Raw genomic sequence first — 20,557 nt, 5'->3', positions numbered from 1 at the left:
TTATCGGATCGGATAATCTAGTGAGGAACGATCGCGACCGAGGTGAGGAGATGCGTGAGACACCATGTGACGGAGTCCTGACGTGATCCGGTCAGTCGGACGGAATTATCAACTAACGAGAGCCGCGGGGTCGCCGGTCAGTCGTTGCGCCCGTGGACGTACGTCTGGTCGTGGTCCGGGAACACGTCGCTGACGGTCCCCTCGCCGTACTCGTCGGCGATGAGCGTCCGGAGCTCGTCCTCGTAGTCCGCCTTCGGGACCTCCTCGCTGGGGCCCTGCTGGACGTCGAACGTCGCGTCGACGAGCTGGTCGACGGCGTGGCGACCGAACCCGGAGAGCGGCGAGATGTAGTCGATCCCGTTGCGGTCCTCGAGGCTCTGCGCCTGCGCCCGCGACACGGTGGGAACCCGGTCGTCGCGGCGCGTCCCGTCCGCGATGGCGTCCACGTCGAGCGCGGCGATGGTCTCTAACGCGTGCTCGTGGACGCGCTGGATCCCGTTCCGCGGGTAGCCGTCCGCGACCATCGTCTCGGCGGCGCGCTCCGCCACGTCGCGGTCGAGGTCGACGCGCTCGAACGGGAACCCCAGCTCGGCGGCCGCGCGCTCCGCGTGCTGCCAGTCGTCCGTGAGCCCGAAGCTGCCGGTGACGCAGCGGACGTCGTAGAACCGGTCGAGCAGGTGGGCGGCGAGCGAGGAGTCTTTCCCCCCGCTGTACAGCAGCGCGAGCTCCATCTACCGGCGGCGGATGTCGAAGCTCTTCTGTTCGGGCTGGAGCTCTTTCAACAGCTCCCGCATCTGGTCTTCGTCGATCTGCCCCTGAACGCGCCCGCTCTGTGCCAGCGCGGCGACCTGCTGTTTCACCTTCTCGCCGAACTGCGGCTTCGACATCTCGACCGCGTTGAGCCGCTGGCGCGCGCCGTCGGTCAGGTGCTGTTTCAACACCGCCTCCTGTTGGGCCTCGGCGCGCTCCTGCGCCTCCTGTTGGGCCTCGGCGGCGTCGCCCTGGCCGCCCTGTCGCTCGCGAAGCTCCTCCATCTTCTTCTCGCGCAGTTCTTCGAGCCGTTCGTCGTCGGGGTTACCGCTCATACGCATCCGTTCTCGGTCCGTGCGAAAAACCATTTCGGAGGTCGAGACCCGCGCGGATCGGCCGGCTCCGCGCTCGCAGCCGGCGGCGGTTGGCGGTGCGGTCCGCGCCGTTTAAACGGGTCCTCGGCGTAGCCGCCGGTAATGAGCGACTCGCGGGAGTTCTGTCCTCGGTGTGGCGACGCCGTCCCGGAGCGGCGCGAGCCGCTTCCCGGCGACCCCCGAGGGCGTGACGCGCTGCTGTGTGACGACTGCTACTTCGAGGACTTCGAGCTGGTCGACGCGCCCGACCGGATCGAGGTGCTGGTCTGTTCCGGCTGCGGCGCGGTCCGGCGCGGCGAGTCGTGGCGCGACGTGGGCGCGCGCGACTACACCGACGTCGCGGTCGACGAGGTCGCGGAGGCGCTCGGGGTCCACGTCGACGCCGAGGACGTCGAGTGGGGCGTCGAGCCGGAACAGGTCGACGAGAACACGGTTCGGATGCACTGCCGCTTCTCGGGAGTCGTCCGCGGGACGCTCCGCTCCGCGGAGGTGACGGTCCCGGTGAAGATCTCGCGGGGGACCTGCGACCGCTGCGGCCGGATCGCCGGCGGCTATTACGCCGGGATCGTCCAAGTCCGCGCGGACGAGCGCGACCTCACGCCCGCGGAGCGCGCCGAGGCGCTGGAGATCGCCGAGACGTACGTCGCCGACCAGGAGGCCGACGGCGACCGCGAGGCGTTCATCACCGAAGTGAACGAGACCGACGACGGGCCGGACATCAAGCTCTCCTCGAACCGCCTCGCGCAGAACGTCGCGACGCGGATCACGGAGTCGCTGGGGGGAAGCTTCGAGTCGTACCCGACGCTGGTCACCGAGGACGGCGACGGCAACGAGGTGTACCGCGTCACGTTCGCGGTCCGACTTCCGAAGTACGCGGAGGGCGAGGTGATCGATCCCGAGGACGGCGACGGCCCGGTCCTCGTCACCGGCGTCTCCGGCCGGCTTCAGGGCGTCCGGCTCGCCACGGGCGCGGCGTACACCTCCGCGTTCGCCGACGGGGAGGCCCCGGACGCGACCCGACTCGGCACGCGCGACGACGCGACGGAGACGACCGTGGTGACCGTCGAGGACGAGAACGCGATCCAGGTGCTCGATCCGGTCACCTACGAGGCGAAGACCGTGCCGAACCCCGCGTTCGTCGACGAGGACGCCGACGAAGTCCTCGCGTTCGAACACGAGGGCGAGGTTCGCCTCGTGCCGAGGGAGGGCGAGGCGTCCGTCGCGGACGACGCGCGACAGACCGAAAACTGATCGGTCGTCGGAGAACGCGGAGGAGCGGGGCCGTCGCGGGCCGACCGAGGGCGCGACGGGTCAGTCGGCGCGGGCGGGCCGTTCGCTGCCGAGCGCCGCGGCGCGCTCGGAGTCGGTCACCTCGATGCCGCGGCGCTCGAGCTGCTCGATGAACTCGGCCTCGCTGAGCCCCGCCTGCGCGGCCGCCTGCGACAGTGTCAGGGTTCTCGCACCGTACAGCGTCAGCGCGCTCGACAGCCCGTTGGTGGCCATACACTCAGTAGGCGAGTGAGGGATTATGAAGGTTACTACTTCATTGAGGGACCTGATACACCTTATACGATATATATTGACGAGTGATCGAAACCGCGGTGATAATACACAGGGGCGCGGCAGCCGCTCCCGCGGACGCGTCGGGGGCGCGATCGAGCGCGTTCGGCCGTGCGACCGTCTCCCGCAGGAGTTATGTCGCTCTGCGGTCGAGACGCGGACATGGACAGACAACAGATCTTCGCGCTGTTCTTCGCGTTTCTCATGGTGAGCTCGATGGTCGCCTACGGCGTCTCGCTGCTGTAGTCGGCGAGGAGTCCCCTTCCGGTCGGCGGTCGAGGTCGTCGGCAGTCGAGGTCGTCGGCAGTCGAGGCCGTCGGCAGTCGAGGCCGTCGCCGTCGCCGCCGTCGAGCTGCGGCCGCAACCGTTCCCGAGTCAGCCGTCGCCCCAGACGTCGGAGAGGGGGTGGTCCGACCGTCGCTCGGCGTCCCGCTCGGAGCGGGTCCGGACCGAACCGCCGCCGCCGGAGTCGTCGGAGGCGGTCGCGCCCGCGTCGCCGTCCCTGTCGCGGGCGGCCGAGCGGCCGTCGCCCGTGCCGTCCGACCCGCTCGATTCGCCCGACCGGCGGCTCCGTCGCCGTCCTGCGCCCACGCCGCCGGCGGGAGCGGCGTCGATCCCGGCGAGCGCCGCCTCGGGGTCGACGGCCGGCAGCGACGGGGTCGTCATCGCGTCGATCTGGTCGCGGAACCACGAGGGGGTGTCCGGCTCCGCGCGGTCGAAGAGGTCGAGCAGGGAGTCGTCGGCGAGGTACGTCGCGCCGTAGTCGTCCGGGGCGCGGACGACCCGCCCGCACGCCTGAATTACGGTTCGCAGCGCGGTGCGGTGGTACCACGCCCACTGGCCGTCCGCCAGCCGGCGTTCGACCCGCGAGTCGTTCGTGTTCCGGTAGGGAGCCTTACACACCACCTGCCAGCGACAGAGGTCGCCTTTCAGGTCCAGCGCCTCCTCCATCTTCACCGAGACGAACACCTCGGGATCGCTGCTCGCCTTCCACGCCTCCAGTTCGGCGTCGCGGTTCTCCCGGTCGTGCCGCCTGACGCGCGCGGCGACGCCGAACTCGCCGAGCCGCTCGGTGAGGCGCTCGGCGATGTCGTACGAGTGCGCGTGGATCAGCCCCTTCTCGTCGGGGTGTTCGGCCATCAGCCGAACGATCAGGCGGGCGATCTTCGGCACGGTCTCGTCGCGGTGCTCGTAGGTCATCGACCCCTGCGTCACGTCGTACAGCGGACGGTTCGCGAGCGGGAACGTGTGTTCGACGTCGACGAGGGCCACGTCGGCGGGGTCGAGGCCGACGCCGCGGCAGAACGCCTCCTTCGAGAGGATGGTGGCGGACAGCAGCGCGAACCGGTTCCCCCGGTCCCACACCGTGTGCCTGAGGTACCGCGCCGGGTCGAGCGGCTTGATGTCGATCGCCGACCCCTCGCCGCCCGGCTGGTCGACGACCCACGTGGTCGGCGACTCCGGGTCGCGGTAGTCCTCCAAGAACCAGCCGAGTTCGCTTATCAGCTCCTGGAGCCGGTCGCGGCGGGCGACCTCCTCGCGGTCGAGTTCGGGCCGCCCGACCAGTTCGTCTTTGGCGCGGATCGCCACGTCGCGGAGGGTCTCGACGAACCGCGCGGTCCGGTCGAGCGCGTCCTCCTCGGGGCCGGCGTCGGCCGCGACGTCTGGAACGCCGACGTCGTCCCAGACCGGGACGCGCTCGGGGGAGCACTCGATGGTCGCGTACATCTCGGCCCACTCCGCGAGCCCGTGGGCCTCGTCGATCACCGCCACGTCGCGCTTGCGGAACACCTCGGAGCCGGCGGTGCGCATGAAGTACGCGAGTGTCATGGCCGCGAAGCGGTTGCCGGAGGCGATGGCGCGGTCGGAGAAGTACGGACAGCGGTGCCGGATCGAGCAGTCGAACCCCTGCTGGCGCGCGCAGGGTGCGCGGTTCACTGGCGTGTCGTGTTCGCCGGGGAGCACGCAGTCGTAGTTCGACTTCCCGCGGATCACCGCCAGGTCGTCGAGCAGGTCGTCGGCCTCGACGTCGTCGATCTGCGACACCTGCGGGGTCGTGTAGTACGCGCCGGTCGCCTCGCTGGGGGCCGCCTCGCCGGCGGTCTCGGCCGCGCCCATTATCGCCCGGGCGAGCAGCGACTTGCCGCTGCCCGTCGGCGCGCGCACCAGCACGACCCGGTTCCCGGCCGCGAACGCGTCGCGGATGTCGGCGACCGCCTGTTACTGCGCCTGTCTCTTATACACATCTCNGGGTCCACACGACGCCCTCGCGCGCTGTCGGAATTAAACCCTCGCTTGGCGGATCGAGCGCCGGACGCCGCGCCGCGACCCGTCGCCTCGGAGCGGCCCGTCAGTCGTCGGCCGCAGCCTCGTGCGGCTCCGCCTCCTCGGTCGGGGCGTCCGCGGCCGCCGGCTCGATGGTCCCGGTCGTATTGTTGACGGCGTGGGTGTTCCAGCCGCACGTCGCCGAGCGAGCGACGCCGGGTTCGTCGGAGATGACGAGTCGGTGGCCGTCGGGGACGACTGACTCGTCGCGGACGACCGAACCGGAGCGAGCGCCCCGACGCGGTCGAGGCACGCAACGCTACGGAAGTTCGGTGCGCGTCGTTCGAAAAAGTGCTCCGGCTGGGATTCGAACCCAGGTCATCACCGTGAGAGGGTGATATGATTGGCCGGACTACACCACCAGAGCACGTCCGTTCGTCGCAATCTACGGTAGGAAAGACGATAGTAAAACAGTTCCGTTTCGACGCCGCCGTGCCCCGGTTTGTCGTGGCGAACCGACCGAGAGCGGACGGATTCGGTGTGGGCTCCGACGGCGGACGAGTCAGACGTCGACGGCGAACGGGTCCGGCGTCGAGTCGGCGTCACCCGCCGCGGATCCGATCGCGGCGAGGAGGTCGGCGACCGCGTCGAGGTCCGCCGTGTCGATCACCTCGACCGGGGTGTGCATGTAGCGGTTCGGGATCGAGACGTTGAGCGCCGGCGTCCCGCCCCGGGCCGTGTAGAACGCGTCCGCGTCGGTGCCGGTCCGGGTGCCGGCCGCCTGTAGCTGGACCTCGACGCCGGCGGCCTCGGCCGCGTCGCGCGCGAGGTCGACGAGGACCGGGTGGTTCGCGCTGCCCCGCCCGATCACCGGGCCGGCTCCGAGTTCGACCGGACCGCGCCGCTCGCGGTCGACGTCAGGGTTGTCGGTGGCGTGCGTGACGTCGACCGCGACGAACGCGTCCACGTCGTCGCGGTCGACGCCGACCATCCGCGCGCCCTGAAGGCCGACCTCCTCCTGGACGGTCGAGACCGCGTAGACGGCGGCGTCGACCCCGTCCTCGGCGGCGCGCCGGAGCCCCTCCGCGGCCGCCCACGCGCCGGCCCGGTTGTCGACCCCGCGGGCGGCGATTCGGTCGCCGACGAGGTCGCGGGCCCCCGTCGAGAACGTCACGGGGTCGCCGACCTCGACGTGTTCGCGCGCCTCGTCGGCGTCCTCGGCACCGATGTCGACGAACTGGCCGGCGACGTCCTCGTACTCGTCGTCGCCGTCGCGCAGGTGGATCGCGGTCTGGCCGATGACGCCCTGGACCGGCTCCTCGGCGTGGACCGTGACGTGTTGGCCCTTCGAGACGGTGCGGTCGGCACCGCCGATGCGGGCGATTCGGAGGAACCCCTCGTCGAGCACGTCGCGGACGATGAAGCCGATCTCGTCGGCGTGGCCGGTGACGGCGACCGTCGGCGCGTCGGGGTCGCCCTCGTGGACCGCGACGGCGTTGCCGTACGCGTCGGTCTCCACGCGGTCCGCGAACTCGCGGACGTAGTCGGTCCAGACGCGCTGCACGGCGGTTTCGAATCCCGAGGGACTCGGCGTCGCGAGGAGGTCGTCGAGGAACGCTCGGCGCGTGTCGTCCATGTGTGCGGCTGCGTGGCGTCCGGCAAGAAAACGTCGGATCCGGATCCGCCGTTTCCCCCGAAAGGGCCGGCCGACACAAGCGCTTTGAGGCGGCCGCCCGTCCGATCGCCATGGACATCCTCCGAAGCGTCCGGGCCGTCGCCGAGGCCGAGGGACCGGGCGTCGTGGACTGGGACCGGGCCGCGTCGGCCGCCAAGAGCGCCACCGATCCGGGATCGATCGCGCTCACCGACGCCGAGCGCGCGGGATACGCCGGAGACGTCCGCGACGCCCGCTCGCGGCTCTCGGCGGTCGCGGGGATCGACTTCGACGTGCCCGACACCGTCGAGGTCCAGAACCGCCACCACTGGATCGACGCGAGCGTCGGCACGTTCCGGCGCGTGATGGACCCGATCGAGGCGTCCGCGCTCGGTGACGACGGCGGCGCGGTCGGCGATGACGCCGGCGCGCTCGGCGACGACGCCGGCGCGCTCGGCGACGACCGCTCCGGCTCCGGCGTCGCGGGCGACTCGGTGGACGTGGTGCCGGACGCCGCCCCCGGGCCGGTCGGGTCGACGCCCGGGGCCGCGTTCGCGCGGGACCTCTCGCGGATCGCCAACACCGGGTCGATGGCGTTCGCGCTGGGATTCCTCTCGCGGAACGTCCTCGGCCAGTACGACCCGCTCCTGCTCGCGGACGAGCCGGACGCCGACCACGGGCTCTACTTCGTCCACCCGAACATCGTCGCCGTCGCGGCCGCGCTCAACGTGGAGTACCCGCGGTTCCGCCGCTGGATCGCGTTCCACGAGGTGACCCACGCCGCCGAGTTCGGCGCGGCACCGTGGCTCCCGGAGTACCTCGAATCGCGCGTGGAGCGCGGGGTCGAGGGGATGACCGGCCGCGGGCTCGACCCCGACGCGTTCGCGGAGCTTCAGACCGCGATGACCGCCGTGGAGGGGTACGCCGAGGTGCTGATGGACCGCGCGTTCGACGGCGAGTACGCGGACCTCCGGCGGAAGCTCGACGACCGCCGCGGCGGGGGCGGCCCGGTGCGGCGGCTGGCGCAGCGGCTCCTCGGGCTGGGGCTCAAACGGCGGCAGTACGAGCGCGGGGCCGCCTTCTTCCGACACGTCGCCGACGAGCGCGGCATCGAGGCGGCGGGGGCCGTCTGGGAGCGCGCCGAGAACCTCCCGACCGCGGCCGAGATCGACGACCCCGAGGCGTGGATCGTCCGCGTCGATCCCTGAACTCTGAGGTCCGGTTCATTCGAGTTCGAGATCGCGTTCCCGGCTTCTTTCGGCGCGGTCGGACTCGACGCGGTCGAACCGCTCGTCGAGATCCTCCGTCGCCAGCAGCCGGTCGAGCTTCCGCTCGAACTCGGCCTCGTCGATCTCGCCGGCCGCGTACCGCTCGCGCAGTTCCGCGATCGGACGCTCGGCCGTCGTTGAGCGGTCGACGGCGGTGTCCGCCTCGCTTCCGGAGGCGACCAGCGGGAAGTCATCGCCGAGCAGCCACACCAGCGGGATCAGGATGAAGAAGCCGAAAATGAAGGTGGCGGGGATCAGCGGCTCCAACAGTGCCGGGACCAGGACCGCGAAAAGCGACGTGAGTCCGAACGAGAGGACCCCGATGAGACCGGTGAGTCGCGTCTTACCGAACGTGGGGAGGGCCATGGTCGGACGATCCAGTTACGTTGACAAAAGCATACTGCCGACGGGCCGTCGCTCCGGGCGCGACCGACGCCTATTCCTCGCGGGCGCGCCCACGCCGATCCGTGCTCAGGTACGTGACGACGAACCCGGGGAAGGTGCGCGAGGCGGAGCGGTACCTCCCGGACGGCTCGGTGGAGCGGCTCGACTTCGACTACACGGAGGTCCAGGCCGACGGACTCGGCCCGATCGCGGCCCGGGGAGCCCGCGAGGCGTACCGCCACGCCGACGCGCCGGTCCTCGTCGACGACGCGGGGCTGTTCGTCGAGGGGCTCGACGGCTTCCCCGGCCCGTACTCGTCGTACGTCGAGGACACCCTCGGGGTCGAGCGCGTCCACGAGATCGCCGCCGACCTCGACGACCGCCGCGCCGCCTTCCGGTGCGTCCTCGGCTACTGCGACGGCGAGGGGTTCGCCGCGAGCCCCGACCCCGTCGACCGCGGGGACCGCGACGCGGCCGCCGCGGCCGGACCCGAAGCGGGCGAGAGCGCGGACGACGATGTCGACGGCGGCCGCGACGACCCGCTCCCCGTGAAGCTGTTCGAGGGGTACGTCCCGGGCCGGATCGTCGCGCCGCGGGGCGACGGCGGGTTCGGCTACGACCCGATCTTCGAACACGACGGCGAGACGTTCGCGGAGATGGACACCGACCGGAAGAACGCGGTGTCGCACCGCGGCCGGGCGTTGGAGAAGTTCGCGGAGTGGTACGCGGACCGCTGAGTCGCGGTCCCGGTCTCGGCGGCGGTCCCGAGCCGCGGTCGACGCCTCAGGCCGCCTCGGCGATCGCGTCGGTCAGCAGGTCGGTCCCGAGGTCGATCTCGCGTTCGGTGACGTCGAGCGGCGGGAGGATCCGCAGGACGTTGTGGCCGCACGCGAGCGTCAGGAGTCCGCGCCCGAAGGCGTTCTTCACGACCGCGTCGCGGCGCTCCTTCGTGTCGAACTCGACGGCGCACAGCAGCCCCTTCCCGCGCACGTCGTCGACCGGGTCGAGGTCGGCGTCGCGCATCGTCTCGGTGAACTGCCGGCCGCGCGTCACGGCGTTCGCCATGAGGTCCGCCTCCTCGATGGCGTCCAGCGTGATCGCCCCCTGCGCCGAGGCGATCAGGTCGCCGGCCCCCCACGTCGAGGAGAGGCGGCCGGTCTCCTCGGGGAACACGTCGGAACGGGAGACGGTCGCGCCCACCCGGAGGCCCTTGGCGCTCGTGATCACGTCCGGCTCGTAGGCGTAGTGGTCGGAGCCCCACATCTCGCCGGTGCGGCCGACGCCGGACTGGATCTCGTCGGCGATCAGCGTGATGTCGTGTTCCTCGGTGATCGCCGCGATCTCGTCGGTGAACGCGTCGGAGGGGAACCGGTAGCCGCCCTCCCCTTGGATCGGTTCCATGATCAGGTAGGCCACGTCGTCCGGGTGGACGTTCCCCCGCTTCGGGTCGAGTTTCCGGCGCAGCCGCGAGACGCCGTCCGCGAAGAAGCCGCACGAGCAGGTCTCCGGCGAGCAGGTGCGGTCGTCGCAGTACGGCATCTCCATCACGCCGCTCATCTCCGGGAAGTCGCGGCGGTACACGGATTTGGAACGGTTGAGGGAGAGCGCGCCCAGCGTCCGGCCGTGGAACGCCCCGTCGAAGGTGATCGCGTACTTCGCGCCGTCCGACGCGTCGTAGGCGATCTTGATCGCGTTCTCGACCGCCTCCGCCCCGGAGTTCGAGAGGAAGACGGTGTCCATGTCGTAGTGGTCGGTGAGGTCCGTCAGCCGGTCCATCAGTCCCGAGGAGCCGGGGATCCCGTCGTCGGGCGTCGGACCGCCCGCGGCGTAGAAGTCCTGTCCGGCGATCTTCAGCGGATCGACGAGGTCGAACTCCGCCAGCCGGTCCATGATCAGCGGGTTGTTGTAGCCGAGCGGCGCGGCGGCGACGTGGCTGGTGAAGTCCATGAGGACGTTGCCGTCCACGTCGGTACAGAACGGCCCCTCGGCGGGGGCGGTGCGGTCCCAGACGAACTCGTAGACGTAGGTGCTCGGCGCGGCCGACTCGTGGTGGTACTCGACCCACTCCCGAGCGCGATCGCCCGGGAGGTCGTCGACGACGGGCGTGGCGGTGTCGCGGTCCATGGGTCCGACTGGCACGCGGATAAAATAAGTCCGGGGCGATCGCAAAACGGTTGGAGATTTCTCCAACCCGAACCGGGGGTTCGGCGTCGGGATGCGGTCCGAGGGGTCCGCCCGTCCGGATCGCTCGGGACACCGAAGATTCGGATCGGAACACAGTTGGTCGAACGGGTACGAGGAGCGGTATCCAGATGACCGAAGACAACGGTTCCGACCGCGCCCGCAGCCAGCCGGTCGTCGTTCAGGAGGACACCCATCAAAACGAGATCCCCGAGAACATCGACTCGGAGCTGTACTCGGCGGACAGCCCGAGCAACTCCTTCCACGAGTTCCGGATAGAGCCGGACGACGACCTCGTCGAGGCGCTCCGCGAGAACGGCCACACGGTCGTATTCCGCGACTGACACCGGTCGGACACCGCGCCGACCCCGTACGTCTTTTAAGTTCCGTCGCCACGGGGGAGACATGAACCGCGAGGAGTTCGCCGCCAGCATCGACCACACCGTGCTCGGCCCGGAGACGACGTGGGCCGACGTGCGGACGGTCCTCGACGAGGCCGCCGAACACGGGATGAACGCCTGTATCCCGCCCTGCTACGTCGCCGAGGCGGCCGAGTACGAGGGCGCGCCCGACACGCTCGCCACCGTGGTCGGGTTCCCGCACGGGCAGCACGCCCCGGAAGTCAAGCGCGACGAGGCGGTCGCGGCGTGGGAGGACGGGGCCGACGAGGTCGACATCGTGATCAACGTCGGCCGGCTGAAGGCGGGCGACGACGGCGCGGTCGCCGACGAGCTCTCCGACGTGGTCGCGGCCGTCCCGGTCCCCGTGAAGGTGATAATCGAGACCGCGCTCCTCGACGACGGCGAGAAGCGCCGGGGCTGCGAGGCCGCCGTCGCCGCCGACGCCGCCATGGTGAAGACTGCGACCGGCTTCGCCGACGGCGGCGCGACGGTCCCGGACGTGGAGCTGATGAGCGAGTACCTCCCGGTGAAGGCCTCCGGCGGCGTCGGGTCCTACGAGGAAGCGGCGGAGATGCTCGACGCGGGGGCGGTCCGGATCGGGGCCTCCTCGGGCGTGGAAATCGTCGAGGGATTCCCCGAGAGCGCGGATTAGCGCCCGGCTGACGGTCCAGCCGACTCCTCCGAGTGACGGGTGTCCCCGTCCGAGTCCCGGTCCGCCCCGTCCGACGGCTGTTCTCGTCCGTCCCCGTCGGCCGCGAGACCGTCACCGGGCGTCGAGTCGCCGCCGGATTCGGCGGCCGCCCCGTCCGCTCCGTCGTCGACCTCGTCTGGGTCGACGTCGACCTCGAAGGTCGAGACCGACTCCGAGAGCGCCTCGGCCTGAGCGCGGAGCCGGTCGGCGTTCTCCGCGATGGTGGTCACGGTCGCCGTCTGCTCCTCGGCGGCCGCGGACACCTGCTCGGACCCGGAGGCGACCTCGCCGCTCACCTCGGCGACGTCCTCGACGCCCTCGACCGCGCGCTGGGTCGACCGCGCCTGGTCCTCCGCGGCCTCGCTGATCTCCTGGACGCCGTGGTTTGTCTCCTCGACCGCGTCGACGACGGCTTCGAGCGACGAGGAGGCCTCCCGGACGGTGTCCGACCCCTCGTCGATCCGCGCGTTCGCCTCGCGGATGTCGTCGACGGTCTCGTCCGCCTCCTCGCGGACGGTCTCGATCTGCGACTCGATCTCGGCGGCGGCCTCCTGCGTCTCCTCCGCGAGGTCCTTGACCTCGTCGGCGACGACCGCGAAGCCCTCGCCGGCCTCGCCGGCGCGGGCGGCCTCGATCGAGGCGTTCAGCGCGAGGATGTTCGTCTGCTCGGCGACGTCCGTGATGAAGTCGACGACCTCGTCGATCTCGTCCATCCGCTCGTCGAGCGACTCCATCTGCTCGACCGCGGCCGCGGAGCGCTCCTCTATCGCGTCCATCTCGTCGAGCGCCTCCGCGGCCGCCTCGCGGCCGGTCGCCCCGCGCTCGGAGGCGGCTTCCGCGGTCTCCGCGACCGACGCGGCCGACGACGCGACCTCCTCGATGCTCGCGGAGAGGTCGCTCATCTCGTCGCCCACCGCGTCGAGCTGTTCGTCCTGTCTGACCGCGCCGTCCGCGATCTCCTGGATCTGCTCGCTGACGGTCCCGCTGGCGGTCTCGACCTCGTCCGCGCCGGCCGCGAGGTCCGCGCTCGCGTCGTCGACCTCGCCGGCGAAGTCGGCGACCCGGGCGGTGGTCCGCTCCAGCTGCGCCACCATGTCGTTGAACTCCTCGGCGATCTCCCGCATCGCGTCGCGGTCGGCGTCGGGGTCCATCCGTCGGGTGAGGTCGCCGTCGGCGACCGCGCCCATCACCTCGCTGTAGTCGGCCGCGCGGGCCGCCATGTCGCGGGTGACGGCCTCGGCCTCCTCGCGGGCCGCCTCGGCCTCGTCGGCCGCGGTCTCCGCCTCGCCGATCCGCTCGCGCAGCGAGTCGCGCATCTCGCCGAAGCTCGTGAACAGGCGACCGATCTCGTCGATCCGAGAAGTCGAGAGGTCCACGTCCAGCTGTCCCGACTCGATCCGCTCGGCGCGGTCGCGCAGCCGCGCGAGGGGGACGACGGTCCGGCTGCCTAACACGACGCCGACGACCCCGAGCGACGCGAGCGTGAGGAGGATGAGGAGCAGCACCGAGTTCCCCACGTCGTCCCGGACGGCGAAGGCCGTCGACTGGTCGACGCTCGTGACGGCGACCCAGTCGGTCTCGGGGACCGACGCGTACGCGTGGACCTGCCCGTCGCCGATCCGCGTCGCGGTCGTGGCGTTCCCGTCCCGGACCGTCCCGATGCCGTCGGCGTGGCGGTCCTCGTCGACCGTGCCGTCGATGTCGAGGACGGTCTCGCCGGCCGCGTTGAGGATCATCGTCTCCTCGCCGGTGTCGGTGTTCTGGATCCGTTCGAGCTGCGGCTGGATCCGGGTCACCACGACGAGGTATCGCCCGTCGGACCGGGGCACGGAGCTGGCGAACGCCATCACCGGGCGGTCGTTGAGCACGGGCGACCGGTACGAGCGCTCCGACCGCCAGACGCGGTCGTCGTCGCCGACCCCCTCCGGCACGTCGGCGTCGCTCCACGGCGCGTCGAGGTCGCTCGGCGCGCGGCCTTCGAGCGGCTGCTCCGTGCTGGCGACGACCCGGTCCTCGCCCGAGTCGACGACGTGGATACTGACGATGTCTTCGGAGAGCAGTTCGTCTTTCAACAGGATGTACGCCGGCGCGCGCCGGTCGGACCGCAGGGCGTCGGCCGCCGACATCGACCGCGTTTCGGTGCTCATCCGCTCGGTCCACGAGCCGATCGCGTCGGCCTGGAGCCCGCCGGTCTCGGCGAGTTGCGTCGTCGCGTCCGACTCGACGGTCTGCTCGGTCTGGAGGTAGGTGAACGCGCCGCCGGCGACGACGACCGCCGCGACGACGAGGAACGCCAGCGCGAACTTGGCGGCGTACCGGCGACGGACCGCGTCGGGCATGACCCGCCCCGCCGCGCGCGCCACCCGCTCGACGATCCCGTCGCTCATTGGCCCACCGCCTCCGGGTCCGAGGGGACCGACAGGTCGCCGGCGACGATCCGCTCGCCGGACTCGGCGATCGCCGCGCGGACCTCGTCCGGGATCGCCGGACCGAGCGACGTGCCGTACACGAGCGCGACGCCGTCCTCGGCGAGGCCGAGGGCCCTCGTCGAGCCGGTCTGGAGTTCGTCATCGATCGTCCGCTCGGCGGCGTCGTACACCGCGGTGCCGACCCGCTTCACCATCGAGCCGAGGATCACGTCGGCGTACCGCGGGTTGCTCCGCGACTGGTCGGAGTCGACGCCGATCGCGTACCGGCCGTACTCCTGTGCGGCCTGGAACACGCCGAGCCCGCTGCCGCCGGCCGCGTGGTACACCACGTCGGCCCCCGCCTCGTACATCTCCGCGGCGGCGTCGTACCCGCCCTCGGGGTCGTCGAAGTCGCCGAGGTAGGTGGAACGGATCGACACGTCGGCGGCTGCGTGGTCGACGCCGGCGCGGTAGCCGGCCTCGAACTTGCGCACGAGGTCCGACTCGACGCCGCCGACGTAGCCGACGGTCCGCTCATCGGGCCGGGTCGACCCCGCGCCGACGGAGAGGTCGCGGGTGGTCACCAGCCCGGCGAGGTGCCCGGCCTGGAACGACCCCTCGTGTTCGCGGAACACGTAACTCGCCACGTTGTCGCGGTCGACGACCGCGTCGACGATGGCGTACCGCTGGTCGGGGTACTCGCCCGCGACGGTCGAGAGCGCGTCCGCCTGGAGGAAGCCGATACAGCAGAGCAGGTCGTAGTCGGGGTCGTCGGACGCCGACAGGTCGGCCTGCGTCGTCTCGAACGCCGGAACCGAACTCGGTTCCTCGTTCGCGAAGGCCACGTCGTGGTCGAGGCGAGCGCGCTGGATCCCCCGGTTCGCGGCGTCGTTGAACGAGCGGTCGTCGAGCCCGCCGAGCGCGTAGATCATCCCGACCGTGGCGCTCGCGTCGCCCGCGTTTCGGATCGCGTCGGTTCCCCCGTCCGTCGAGTCGTCGTCGCCGGACTCCATCGACGCCGTCCCGTCGGTCCCGTCCCCGAGACACCCGGACAGCGCGCCCGCGACCGCGCCGCCGAGGCCGACGGTGAGCCGCCGCCGAGAGAGCGTGGCAGTTCGCACGTTTTTCATCCCGCGAGAATCGGCAAGATAGACCTAAAAAACCTCGGCGTAAATTATCAACAGCGATAGAAAAACGACGGTAGCTACGCTCTATCGCGGACTGGTCGGTGTTCCCCGAGAGTGAGAATCCTGCCGGACGGGTTTATGTTCGAAGCGCGTATAGAGAGGTATGAGCCACCAACCGGGATCGCCACGCTTCGACCTCGACGCGGCGTTCAAGGCGTTCGGCGCGGTCGGGATCGCCATCTGCGTCGCGCTCGTCGTCGCCGTGTTCGCGCTGACCGACCCGTTCGGGGACTACGTCACCGCTTCGCCAGCCGTCCTCGGCACCCTCCTCTCGGCCGTCCTCGTCGCCGCGGTCGGCTACACGACGTACGCCCTCCGACGGCGCTGACGGGGCGCTGAACGCGCGATCCGTGGGCCGAGCGCGCCGTCCGAAAGCTCCCGGCGGGAGACATAAACCGCTCGCGGGCGGAGGGACGGGCATGACCGACGAGTCGACCGACCCGGCGGTGGAACGGTTCCTCGACCGAGCGGCGTCCGCGCTCGACGACTACGACGAGGGGTACGCCGACGCGGACGCGACGCTAGCGACGCTGCGGACGCACGTCGACGAGCTGTCGGCGAGCGTCGAGGAGAGCGAGGAGTAGCCGGCGCGGGACCGGGTCGCCGACTGGTCCCCCGCGGGCGGTCGAACACCCGGCTACGATCCGGCTACGGCCCGGCACCGATCAGTTCCCGCACGCGGCCGACGTACTCGGCGAATGCGGCGTCGCCGCGCTCGCGCGGCCGCCCGACGTCGACGTCGACGACCTCGCGGACGCGGCCCGGGTCGGCGGCCATCACGACGATCCGGTCCGCGAGCGTCACCGCCTCCGCCACGTCGTGCGTGACGAAGAGGACGGTCTTCCCCGTCGACGCCCACACGTCGAGCAGCTCCCGCTGGAGCATCTCTCGGGTCTGGGCGTCCACCGCGCCGAACGGCTCGTCCATCAGCAGGAGGTCCGGGTCGACGGCGAGCGCCCGGGCGATGGCGACGCGCTGTTTCATCCCGCCCGACAGCGACTTCGGGTAGGCGTCGCGGAACTCCGTCAGGCCGACGAGACCGAGCATCTCGTCGACCCGCCGCTCGCGCTCGTCGGGCGAGCGGTCGCTTCGTTCCAGCCCGAACCCGACGTTCTCGGCGACCGTCAGCCACGGGAACAGGTGGTACTCCTGGAACACCACGCCCATGTCCGTCGTCGGGCCCGTGACCTCGGTCCCGTCGAGGAGGACGCGGCCGTCCGTCGCCTCGGTCAGCCCGGCCACGATCCGGAACAGCGTCGTCTTCCCGCAGCCCGACGGGCCGACGAGGCAGACGAACTCGCCGTCCGCGACCGAGAACGACACGTCGTCGAGCGCGCGCACCGGGTCGCCGTCGGCGGAGTACGTCTTGCCGACCCGGTCGAGCGCGACGCTCGCGGCCGCGGGCGGGAGGGATCCGCCTCCTTCCCACTCGTCCGCGCCGTTCCCGTTCATGCGCGCCATACCAACACCCTCCGTTCGACCGCGCGGAACGCCACATCGACGAGCAGGTACATCAGGCTCAACACGAGGATGTACGCGATCGCCTGGTCGACGCGCAGGTTGTTGCTGGCGCGGATGATCTCGCGGCCGACCCCGGGAACGCCGAAGATCTCCGAGGCGACGACGAGCATCCAACACCGCCCCAGTCCGGTCCGGATCCCGGTCATGATCCCCGGGGTCGCCGCAGGCAACACGATCGACCGGACCGCGTCGAGGTCGCCCCGGACGCCGAGCGTCCGCCCCACGTCGAGGAGGTCCTCGGAGACGCCCTCGACCGCGCCGTACGCCGCGTAGAAGTTGATCCAGAACGCGCCCACCGCGATGATGAAGGCCGCGCCCCAGTCGTTGATGCCGAACCACGCGATCGCGAAGCCGATCAGCGCGAGCGGCGGCACGGGTCGCAGCGTCCGGACGAGCGGCGCGGTGAGGTCGTCGAGCAGCCGGCTCCACCCGAGCGCCACGCCCGCACCGACGCCGAGCGCGGTCCCGACGACGGTGCCGGGGATCCAGTGCCTGACGCTCTGGAAGAGCGCCGCGGTCATGTCTCCCGACGCCAGTTCGCTCGCGAACGCCTCGGCGACCGCGACCGGCGAGGGGACCACGTACGCGGGCGAGCCGAGCGCGACGACGTACCAGACGGCGAGGAACCCCGCGACGCCGAGCGCGCCGCGGAGGAGCCGGCGGGGGTCGCCGAGCCCGACCGCGACGGCCGCGTCGCCGTCCAGTTCCGATCCGGTTTCGGTCGCCATCAGAGCGAGTCGTACCCCTCCAGATCGAAGATCTGATCGGTCGACAGCTGCTCGTCGATCTGGTCGTTCCCGGCCGCGAACTCCGAGAACACCTGCGTCGCGTCCGTGATCTCGTTGGGGTCAGTGATGAAGTTCGACAGCGGCGAGTCGAGCGCGTTCCGCGCGCGGTCGACCGGCATCCCGATCCCCTCCTCGACGTGGGCCGCGGTCGCGTCCGGGTTCTCGTCGATGAAGTCCGTGGCGCGGACGTGCTGTTCGAGGAACTGCGCCGCGAGCGGCGAGTCCCGTACCGCGTCGCTCATCAGGGTGACCGCGGCGGGCTGGCCGGGGAGGACCTCGGCGGCGGTCCGGAGCATCGTCACGGACGAGCCCTCCGCCTGCGCGATGGTCGGCACCGGCTCCATGATCGACGTGCCGTCGATCTCGTCGTTGGCGATCGCCTGCCACACCGCGCTCGCGCCGTCGATCTCGATGATCTCGACGCTGTCGTTCGCGGCGGGGTCGACGCCGACGTCGCGGAGCCAGTAGCGGAGCAGCACGTCCGGGACGCTCCCCTGCGGGAACGTGCCGAAGGTGAACGGCTCGCCGGTCTCCGCCTCCCACGCCGCGAACGCGTCGGCCCCCTGCGACTCGAACGTCTCGTGGAACGACTCCTCGGCCATGATCCCCATCGGCTCCCGAATGTTCGCGGCGGTCACCTGCGCGGGGACGCCGCGGTCGATCGCGATCATGGCGGGGACGATCCCGAACATCGCGACGTCGATGTCGCCGCCGCCGAGCGCCTGAACGATCGCCGGGCCGTTGCCGAACTCCTGCCCGGTGATCTCGGCGTCGACCTCGGAGAAGTACCCCTCGCCCTCCATCACGTACCACTGGAGGTCGGGGTAGATCGGCATGTGCGCGACCGTCAGTTCGTCGAGGCCGCCGCCGCTTCCGCCGCCCGTACAGCCCGCGAGTCCGACCGTGGCAGTCCCGCCCGCGGCCGCGAGAAACGACCGTCGCGACGCTGTCCGCGTTGACTGGTACATATACCTGAAAGCGGGGCCGCGGGCAACACCCTCGCGTCACCAGCAACCGAAGCGGATTCCGATGACGCCACTGATCGACTATATTGCCACTAGAACCGCTCAAAAACCGATTTTACGAAATATTCTACTGTAGGCGGCGTCACCGACTACGGCGAGTATTGCTGCCGGTCCCGCGGGCCGAGGCGTTCGTCCCGGGTCAGCGAGGCCCGCTCACGGCTCTTCCGTCGCCTCCTCGTCGAACAGCCCCAGATCCTCGGCGACGAGGTCGGCGAGGCGCTCTTTGATCGCCGGGTCGACCTCCGCGACGGACTCCCCGTCGTGTTTCTGGGCGTTGTGTTTGTCGAGCGCGTCCGCGAGGTCGTCGAGGGGGACGCGGGTCTCCGTCTCACACTCGTCGCACACGATCGGGACGGACGGCTCGTCGGTGGACATTGTCCGGACGATCGCCCGTCGCGGATATATGCCTTCGGGCGTCGGCCCGGACTCCCGGGTGCGGTGGGAGGGTGACCCGCCGACTCGCGGGGACGCCGCGAACCGCCACCGTCTACTGACCCCGCCGCGAACGCCGACTCATGAACGTGCTCGTGACGGGGGCCGCGGGCGGGATCGGCGGCGGGGTCGCGCGCTCGCTCGCGGCCGCCGGACACGAGGTCCTCGGGGTCGACCGCGACGCGGACGGGCTGGCCGACCTGCCGGACGCGGTCGAGACCGCCGCGGTCGACCTCCGCGACGAGGCCGCCGTCCGAGACCTGCTCGCGGACCGGTCGCTCGACGCGGTCGTCTCCTGCGTCGGCGGCTACGAGATCGGGGCGATCGAGGACACCTCGGTCGAGGCGTTCCGGCGGCAGTTGGACACGAACCTGACGGCGGTCCACGCGACCGTCTCCGCCGCGCTCCCGGCGCTGCGCGAGCGGGGCGGGCGGGTCGTGGTCGTCGGCTCGATGGTCGGATCGGTCGCGTTGCCGTACCACGGCGCGTACAGCGCCGCGAAGGCCGGACTCGACGGCTACGTCGACGCACTCCGCAGGGAGGTCGGCCCCCGCGGGGTCGACGTGGCGCTGATCGAGCCGGGACCGGTCCCGACCGGGTTCAACGAGCGGGCGGCCGCCGCGGCCGCCGCGGCCGACTCCGACGGGCCCTACGCCGACGCCTACCGCGCGTTCGAGGGGTACTCGCCGGCCGCCACCGACCTCGAAACCGTCGTCGAACGCGTGGTGACCGCGACGACCGCGGACCGGCCGCGGACCCGGTACCGCGTGAGCCACCGGGCGCGGTGGCTGCCGCGACTTGCTCGCGTCCTCCCCGACCGGCTGTACGACCGACTCGTCCGTGCGGGGCTCCCGGGCGGGATCCTGTGGCGGCTGCTCCACCGCTGAGCCGCCGCTGTTCGACTGCTTCGCGGGCGAACCCCGACCGTCAACCGCGAGGGTCGCGTCCGGGCTCAGTCGTCGGCCGCGCCGGACGAGGCCTCCTCGGACTCGTCGGCCTCGTCCGCGGTTCCGGTGTCGGTCGCGTCGGCCTCGTCGTGGAACTCCTCGGGTGAGGCGTCGATCCGCTCGAACTCGCCGAAGTCGCGCTCGTGGTGGCGGATGATCTGTTCGACGATCCACGCGCTGTACCGCTCCGAGTACTCCCACTCGGCGTCGTCGTCGGTCACCTCGAAGCGGTTGTCGGTTGCGAGCGCGGCGTACAGGTGGTAAAAGCCCAATACCACGTCGCCGAAGTCCCGCGCCTCGCCGCCGATCGCGGCGCGCTTCTCGGCCAGTTCCTCGCGGCCCGCGTCGGTGAGCGCGAAGTACTTGCGGTCCGGCTCGTCGTCGCGCTCGACGCGCTCCGCGACGCCCTCCTCCTCGAACTTGTAGAGGATGGGGTAGACGGAGCCGTAGGAGGGCTCCCAGTGGCCGCCGCTTATCTCCGTGATCTCGCCGAGCAGCTCGTAGCCGTAGCGCGGGCGTTCGTCGAGCAGCTCCAAGACGAGGTACGAGATCAGGCCTTTCGGGGGGCCGCTTTTCCGCATCGTCTCCACCTTTCGGGGTCGCAGTGAAAGGGTTTCGGTCACGGCGACAACGGACGCGAGCCGCGACGAACCGGGCGTTTCGAGCGCTTCGGCGAGACACCAGATACGGTCGGGCGCGCGCCTGCGAGCGGCCGCCACCG

The 20,557-nt window shown here is 71.1% G+C and carries 23 protein-coding genes and 1 tRNA gene; 8 read left to right on the top strand and 16 right to left on the bottom strand.

The annotated features are described in order from the left end of the window. Positions 1 to 137: 137 nt before the first annotated feature. Complete coding sequence (locus tag C472_RS13455; RefSeq protein WP_006630397.1) at positions 138 to 731, bottom strand: DUF7411 family protein; 594 nt, start codon at positions 729 to 731, stop codon at positions 138 to 140. Next, on the bottom strand, positions 732 to 1,085 hold the full coding sequence (locus C472_RS13450; protein ID WP_006630396.1) for a DNA-binding protein: 354 nt from the start codon (positions 1,083 to 1,085) through the stop codon (positions 732 to 734). A gap of 141 nt (positions 1,086 to 1,226) precedes the next feature. On the opposite strand from C472_RS13450, the gene C472_RS13445 reads away from it, so the two are divergent. Further along, complete coding sequence (locus tag C472_RS13445; protein WP_006630395.1) at positions 1,227 to 2,375, top strand: 60S ribosomal export protein NMD3; 1,149 nt, start codon at positions 1,227 to 1,229, stop codon at positions 2,373 to 2,375. Positions 2,376 to 2,435: 60 nt separating this feature from the next. Here the strand turns inward: C472_RS13445 and C472_RS13440 are convergent, their stop codons facing one another. From C472_RS13440 to C472_RS13420, 5 genes are all read right to left on the bottom strand, one after another. Next, entirely contained in the window at positions 2,436 to 2,627 is a 192-nt protein-coding gene (locus C472_RS13440; RefSeq protein WP_006630394.1) for a UPF0175 family protein, read from the bottom strand. Positions 2,628 to 3,059: 432 nt separating this feature from the next. Continuing rightward, a complete protein-coding gene (locus C472_RS13435) occupies positions 3,060 to 4,802 on the bottom strand; it encodes an ATP-dependent DNA helicase (protein ID WP_006630393.1) in 1,743 nt (580 codons plus the stop codon). A gap of 232 nt (positions 4,803 to 5,034) precedes the next feature. Next, positions 5,035 to 5,262: a hypothetical protein gene (locus tag C472_RS13430; protein WP_006630392.1), complete on the bottom strand. Its 228-nt coding sequence runs from the start codon at positions 5,260 to 5,262 to the stop codon at positions 5,035 to 5,037. A 39-nt stretch (positions 5,263 to 5,301) separates the two neighbouring features. Beyond that, a tRNA-Glu gene (locus C472_RS13425) sits at positions 5,302 to 5,376 on the bottom strand. A 135-nt stretch (positions 5,377 to 5,511) separates the two neighbouring features. Then, the gene (locus C472_RS13420) at positions 5,512 to 6,585 is read right to left on the bottom strand and encodes a M20/M25/M40 family metallo-hydrolase (RefSeq protein ID WP_006630391.1); all 1,074 of its coding nucleotides are present in this window, start codon (positions 6,583 to 6,585) and stop codon (positions 5,512 to 5,514) included. 110 nt (positions 6,586 to 6,695) lie between these two features. On the opposite strand from C472_RS13420, the gene C472_RS13415 reads away from it, so the two are divergent. Continuing rightward, positions 6,696 to 7,811 (top strand): zinc-dependent metalloprotease, encoded by a 1,116-nt coding sequence (locus C472_RS13415; protein ID WP_006630390.1) that lies wholly within the window; start codon positions 6,696 to 6,698, stop codon positions 7,809 to 7,811. Positions 7,812 to 7,826: 15 nt separating this feature from the next. Here C472_RS13415 and C472_RS13410 read toward each other — a convergent pair whose 3' ends face one another. Beyond that, positions 7,827 to 8,237, bottom strand: a complete 411-nt coding sequence (locus C472_RS13410; protein ID WP_006630389.1) for an SHOCT domain-containing protein — start codon at positions 8,235 to 8,237, stop codon at positions 7,827 to 7,829. Positions 8,238 to 8,338: 101 nt separating this feature from the next. Between C472_RS13410 and C472_RS13405 the strand changes: the two genes are divergently transcribed. After that, positions 8,339 to 8,992, top strand: coding sequence for a non-canonical purine NTP pyrophosphatase (locus C472_RS13405; protein ID WP_006630388.1), 654 nt, complete (start codon positions 8,339 to 8,341; stop codon positions 8,990 to 8,992). A gap of 46 nt (positions 8,993 to 9,038) precedes the next feature. Here the strand turns inward: C472_RS13405 and C472_RS13400 are convergent, their stop codons facing one another. Continuing rightward, the gene (locus tag C472_RS13400) at positions 9,039 to 10,379 is read right to left on the bottom strand and encodes an aminotransferase class III-fold pyridoxal phosphate-dependent enzyme (protein WP_006630387.1); all 1,341 of its coding nucleotides are present in this window, start codon (positions 10,377 to 10,379) and stop codon (positions 9,039 to 9,041) included. Between the two features lie 188 nt (positions 10,380 to 10,567). Between C472_RS13400 and C472_RS13395 the strand changes: the two genes are divergently transcribed. Beyond that, positions 10,568 to 10,780 carry a hypothetical protein gene (locus C472_RS13395; protein ID WP_006630386.1) on the top strand — a complete coding sequence of 71 codons (213 nt, stop codon included), beginning with the start codon at positions 10,568 to 10,570 and terminating at the stop codon, positions 10,778 to 10,780. 61 nt (positions 10,781 to 10,841) lie between these two features. Beyond that, entirely contained in the window at positions 10,842 to 11,489 is a 648-nt protein-coding gene (gene deoC / locus C472_RS13390) for a deoxyribose-phosphate aldolase (protein WP_006630385.1), read from the top strand. On the opposite strand, the gene C472_RS13385 is transcribed toward deoC, so the two are convergent. Together C472_RS13385 and C472_RS13380 are read right to left on the bottom strand one after the other, a co-directional pair. Further along, positions 11,486 to 13,915 carry a methyl-accepting chemotaxis protein gene (locus C472_RS13385; RefSeq protein WP_006630384.1) on the bottom strand — a complete coding sequence of 810 codons (2,430 nt, stop codon included), beginning with the start codon at positions 13,913 to 13,915 and terminating at the stop codon, positions 11,486 to 11,488. The genes deoC and C472_RS13385 overlap by 4 nt on opposite strands. After that, positions 13,912 to 15,066 (bottom strand): BMP family lipoprotein, encoded by a 1,155-nt coding sequence (locus C472_RS13380; protein WP_006630383.1) that lies wholly within the window; start codon positions 15,064 to 15,066, stop codon positions 13,912 to 13,914. The genes C472_RS13385 and C472_RS13380 overlap by 4 nt, the downstream gene beginning before the upstream one ends. 160 nt (positions 15,067 to 15,226) lie before the next feature. Here C472_RS13380 and C472_RS13375 point away from each other — a divergent pair, with 160 nt between their 5' ends. Continuing rightward, the gene (locus C472_RS13375; RefSeq protein WP_006630382.1) at positions 15,227 to 15,451 is read left to right on the top strand and encodes a hypothetical protein; all 225 of its coding nucleotides are present in this window, start codon (positions 15,227 to 15,229) and stop codon (positions 15,449 to 15,451) included. A 91-nt stretch (positions 15,452 to 15,542) separates the two neighbouring features. Next, positions 15,543 to 15,707, top strand: coding sequence for a hypothetical protein (locus tag C472_RS17595; RefSeq protein WP_006630381.1), 165 nt, complete (start codon positions 15,543 to 15,545; stop codon positions 15,705 to 15,707). Positions 15,708 to 15,771: 64 nt separating this feature from the next. On the opposite strand, the gene C472_RS13370 is transcribed toward C472_RS17595, so the two are convergent. The 4 genes from C472_RS13370 to C472_RS13355 form a co-directional block, all read right to left on the bottom strand. Then, positions 15,772 to 16,584 (bottom strand): ABC transporter ATP-binding protein, encoded by an 813-nt coding sequence (locus C472_RS13370; RefSeq protein WP_006630380.1) that lies wholly within the window; start codon positions 16,582 to 16,584, stop codon positions 15,772 to 15,774. Further along, positions 16,572 to 17,372, bottom strand: coding sequence for an ABC transporter permease (locus tag C472_RS13365; protein ID WP_006630379.1), 801 nt, complete (start codon positions 17,370 to 17,372; stop codon positions 16,572 to 16,574). The genes C472_RS13370 and C472_RS13365 overlap by 13 nt, the downstream gene beginning before the upstream one ends. Next, positions 17,372 to 18,400 carry an ABC transporter substrate-binding protein gene (locus tag C472_RS13360; RefSeq protein ID WP_006630378.1) on the bottom strand — a complete coding sequence of 343 codons (1,029 nt, stop codon included), beginning with the start codon at positions 18,398 to 18,400 and terminating at the stop codon, positions 17,372 to 17,374. The genes C472_RS13365 and C472_RS13360 overlap by 1 nt, the downstream gene beginning before the upstream one ends. A 210-nt stretch (positions 18,401 to 18,610) precedes the next feature. Then, a complete protein-coding gene (locus C472_RS13355; protein WP_006630377.1) occupies positions 18,611 to 18,832 on the bottom strand; it encodes a hypothetical protein in 222 nt (73 codons plus the stop codon). A 140-nt stretch (positions 18,833 to 18,972) separates the two neighbouring features. Between C472_RS13355 and C472_RS13350 the strand changes: the two genes are divergently transcribed. Next, positions 18,973 to 19,776 carry an SDR family NAD(P)-dependent oxidoreductase gene (locus C472_RS13350; protein ID WP_006630376.1) on the top strand — a complete coding sequence of 268 codons (804 nt, stop codon included), beginning with the start codon at positions 18,973 to 18,975 and terminating at the stop codon, positions 19,774 to 19,776. A 65-nt stretch (positions 19,777 to 19,841) separates the two neighbouring features. On the opposite strand, the gene C472_RS13345 is transcribed toward C472_RS13350, so the two are convergent. Next, positions 19,842 to 20,417, bottom strand: a complete 576-nt coding sequence (locus C472_RS13345; RefSeq protein ID WP_049906649.1) for a PadR family transcriptional regulator — start codon at positions 20,415 to 20,417, stop codon at positions 19,842 to 19,844. Positions 20,418 to 20,557 lie beyond the last annotated feature (140 nt).

Origin of the sequence: Halorubrum tebenquichense DSM 14210, from assembly GCF_000337415.1 — an archaeon.
Lineage (GTDB): Archaea > Halobacteriota > Halobacteria > Halobacteriales > Haloferacaceae > Halorubrum > Halorubrum tebenquichense.
This window is presented reverse-complemented; position numbering and strand designations above follow the sequence as displayed.

Excerpts from the sequence above, each read along its gene's own strand:
- C472_RS13455 (WP_006630397.1), bottom strand. The coding sequence starts at position 731 with ATGGAGCTCGCGCTGCTGTACAGCGGGGGGAAAGACTCCTCGCTCGCC.
- C472_RS13450 (WP_006630396.1), bottom strand. The coding sequence starts at position 1,085 with ATGAGCGGTAACCCCGACGACGAACGGCTCGAAGAACTGCGCGAGAAG.
- C472_RS13445 (WP_006630395.1), top strand. The coding sequence starts at position 1,227 with ATGAGCGACTCGCGGGAGTTCTGTCCTCGGTGTGGCGACGCCGTCCCG.
- C472_RS13440 (WP_006630394.1), bottom strand. The coding sequence starts at position 2,627 with ATGGCCACCAACGGGCTGTCGAGCGCGCTGACGCTGTACGGTGCGAGA.
- C472_RS13435 (WP_006630393.1), bottom strand. The coding sequence starts at position 4,802 with ATGGGCGCGGCCGAGACCGCCGGCGAGGCGGCCCCCAGCGAGGCGACC.
- C472_RS13420 (WP_006630391.1), bottom strand. The coding sequence starts at position 6,585 with ATGGACGACACGCGCCGAGCGTTCCTCGACGACCTCCTCGCGACGCCG.
- C472_RS13415 (WP_006630390.1), top strand. The coding sequence starts at position 6,696 with ATGGACATCCTCCGAAGCGTCCGGGCCGTCGCCGAGGCCGAGGGACCG.
- C472_RS13410 (WP_006630389.1), bottom strand. The coding sequence starts at position 8,237 with ATGGCCCTCCCCACGTTCGGTAAGACGCGACTCACCGGTCTCATCGGG.
- C472_RS13400 (WP_006630387.1), bottom strand. The coding sequence starts at position 10,379 with ATGGACCGCGACACCGCCACGCCCGTCGTCGACGACCTCCCGGGCGAT.
- C472_RS13395 (WP_006630386.1), top strand. The coding sequence starts at position 10,568 with ATGACCGAAGACAACGGTTCCGACCGCGCCCGCAGCCAGCCGGTCGTC.
- deoC (WP_006630385.1), top strand. The coding sequence starts at position 10,842 with ATGAACCGCGAGGAGTTCGCCGCCAGCATCGACCACACCGTGCTCGGC.
- C472_RS13385 (WP_006630384.1), bottom strand. The coding sequence starts at position 13,915 with ATGAGCGACGGGATCGTCGAGCGGGTGGCGCGCGCGGCGGGGCGGGTC.
- C472_RS13380 (WP_006630383.1), bottom strand. The coding sequence starts at position 15,066 with ATGAAAAACGTGCGAACTGCCACGCTCTCTCGGCGGCGGCTCACCGTC.
- C472_RS13375 (WP_006630382.1), top strand. The coding sequence starts at position 15,227 with ATGAGCCACCAACCGGGATCGCCACGCTTCGACCTCGACGCGGCGTTC.
- C472_RS17595 (WP_006630381.1), top strand. The coding sequence starts at position 15,543 with ATGACCGACGAGTCGACCGACCCGGCGGTGGAACGGTTCCTCGACCGA.
- C472_RS13370 (WP_006630380.1), bottom strand. The coding sequence starts at position 16,584 with ATGGCGCGCATGAACGGGAACGGCGCGGACGAGTGGGAAGGAGGCGGA.
- C472_RS13365 (WP_006630379.1), bottom strand. The coding sequence starts at position 17,372 with ATGGCGACCGAAACCGGATCGGAACTGGACGGCGACGCGGCCGTCGCG.
- C472_RS13360 (WP_006630378.1), bottom strand. The coding sequence starts at position 18,400 with ATGTACCAGTCAACGCGGACAGCGTCGCGACGGTCGTTTCTCGCGGCC.
- C472_RS13355 (WP_006630377.1), bottom strand. The coding sequence starts at position 18,832 with ATGTCCACCGACGAGCCGTCCGTCCCGATCGTGTGCGACGAGTGTGAG.
- C472_RS13350 (WP_006630376.1), top strand. The coding sequence starts at position 18,973 with ATGAACGTGCTCGTGACGGGGGCCGCGGGCGGGATCGGCGGCGGGGTC.
- C472_RS13345 (WP_049906649.1), bottom strand. The coding sequence starts at position 20,417 with ATGCGGAAAAGCGGCCCCCCGAAAGGCCTGATCTCGTACCTCGTCTTG.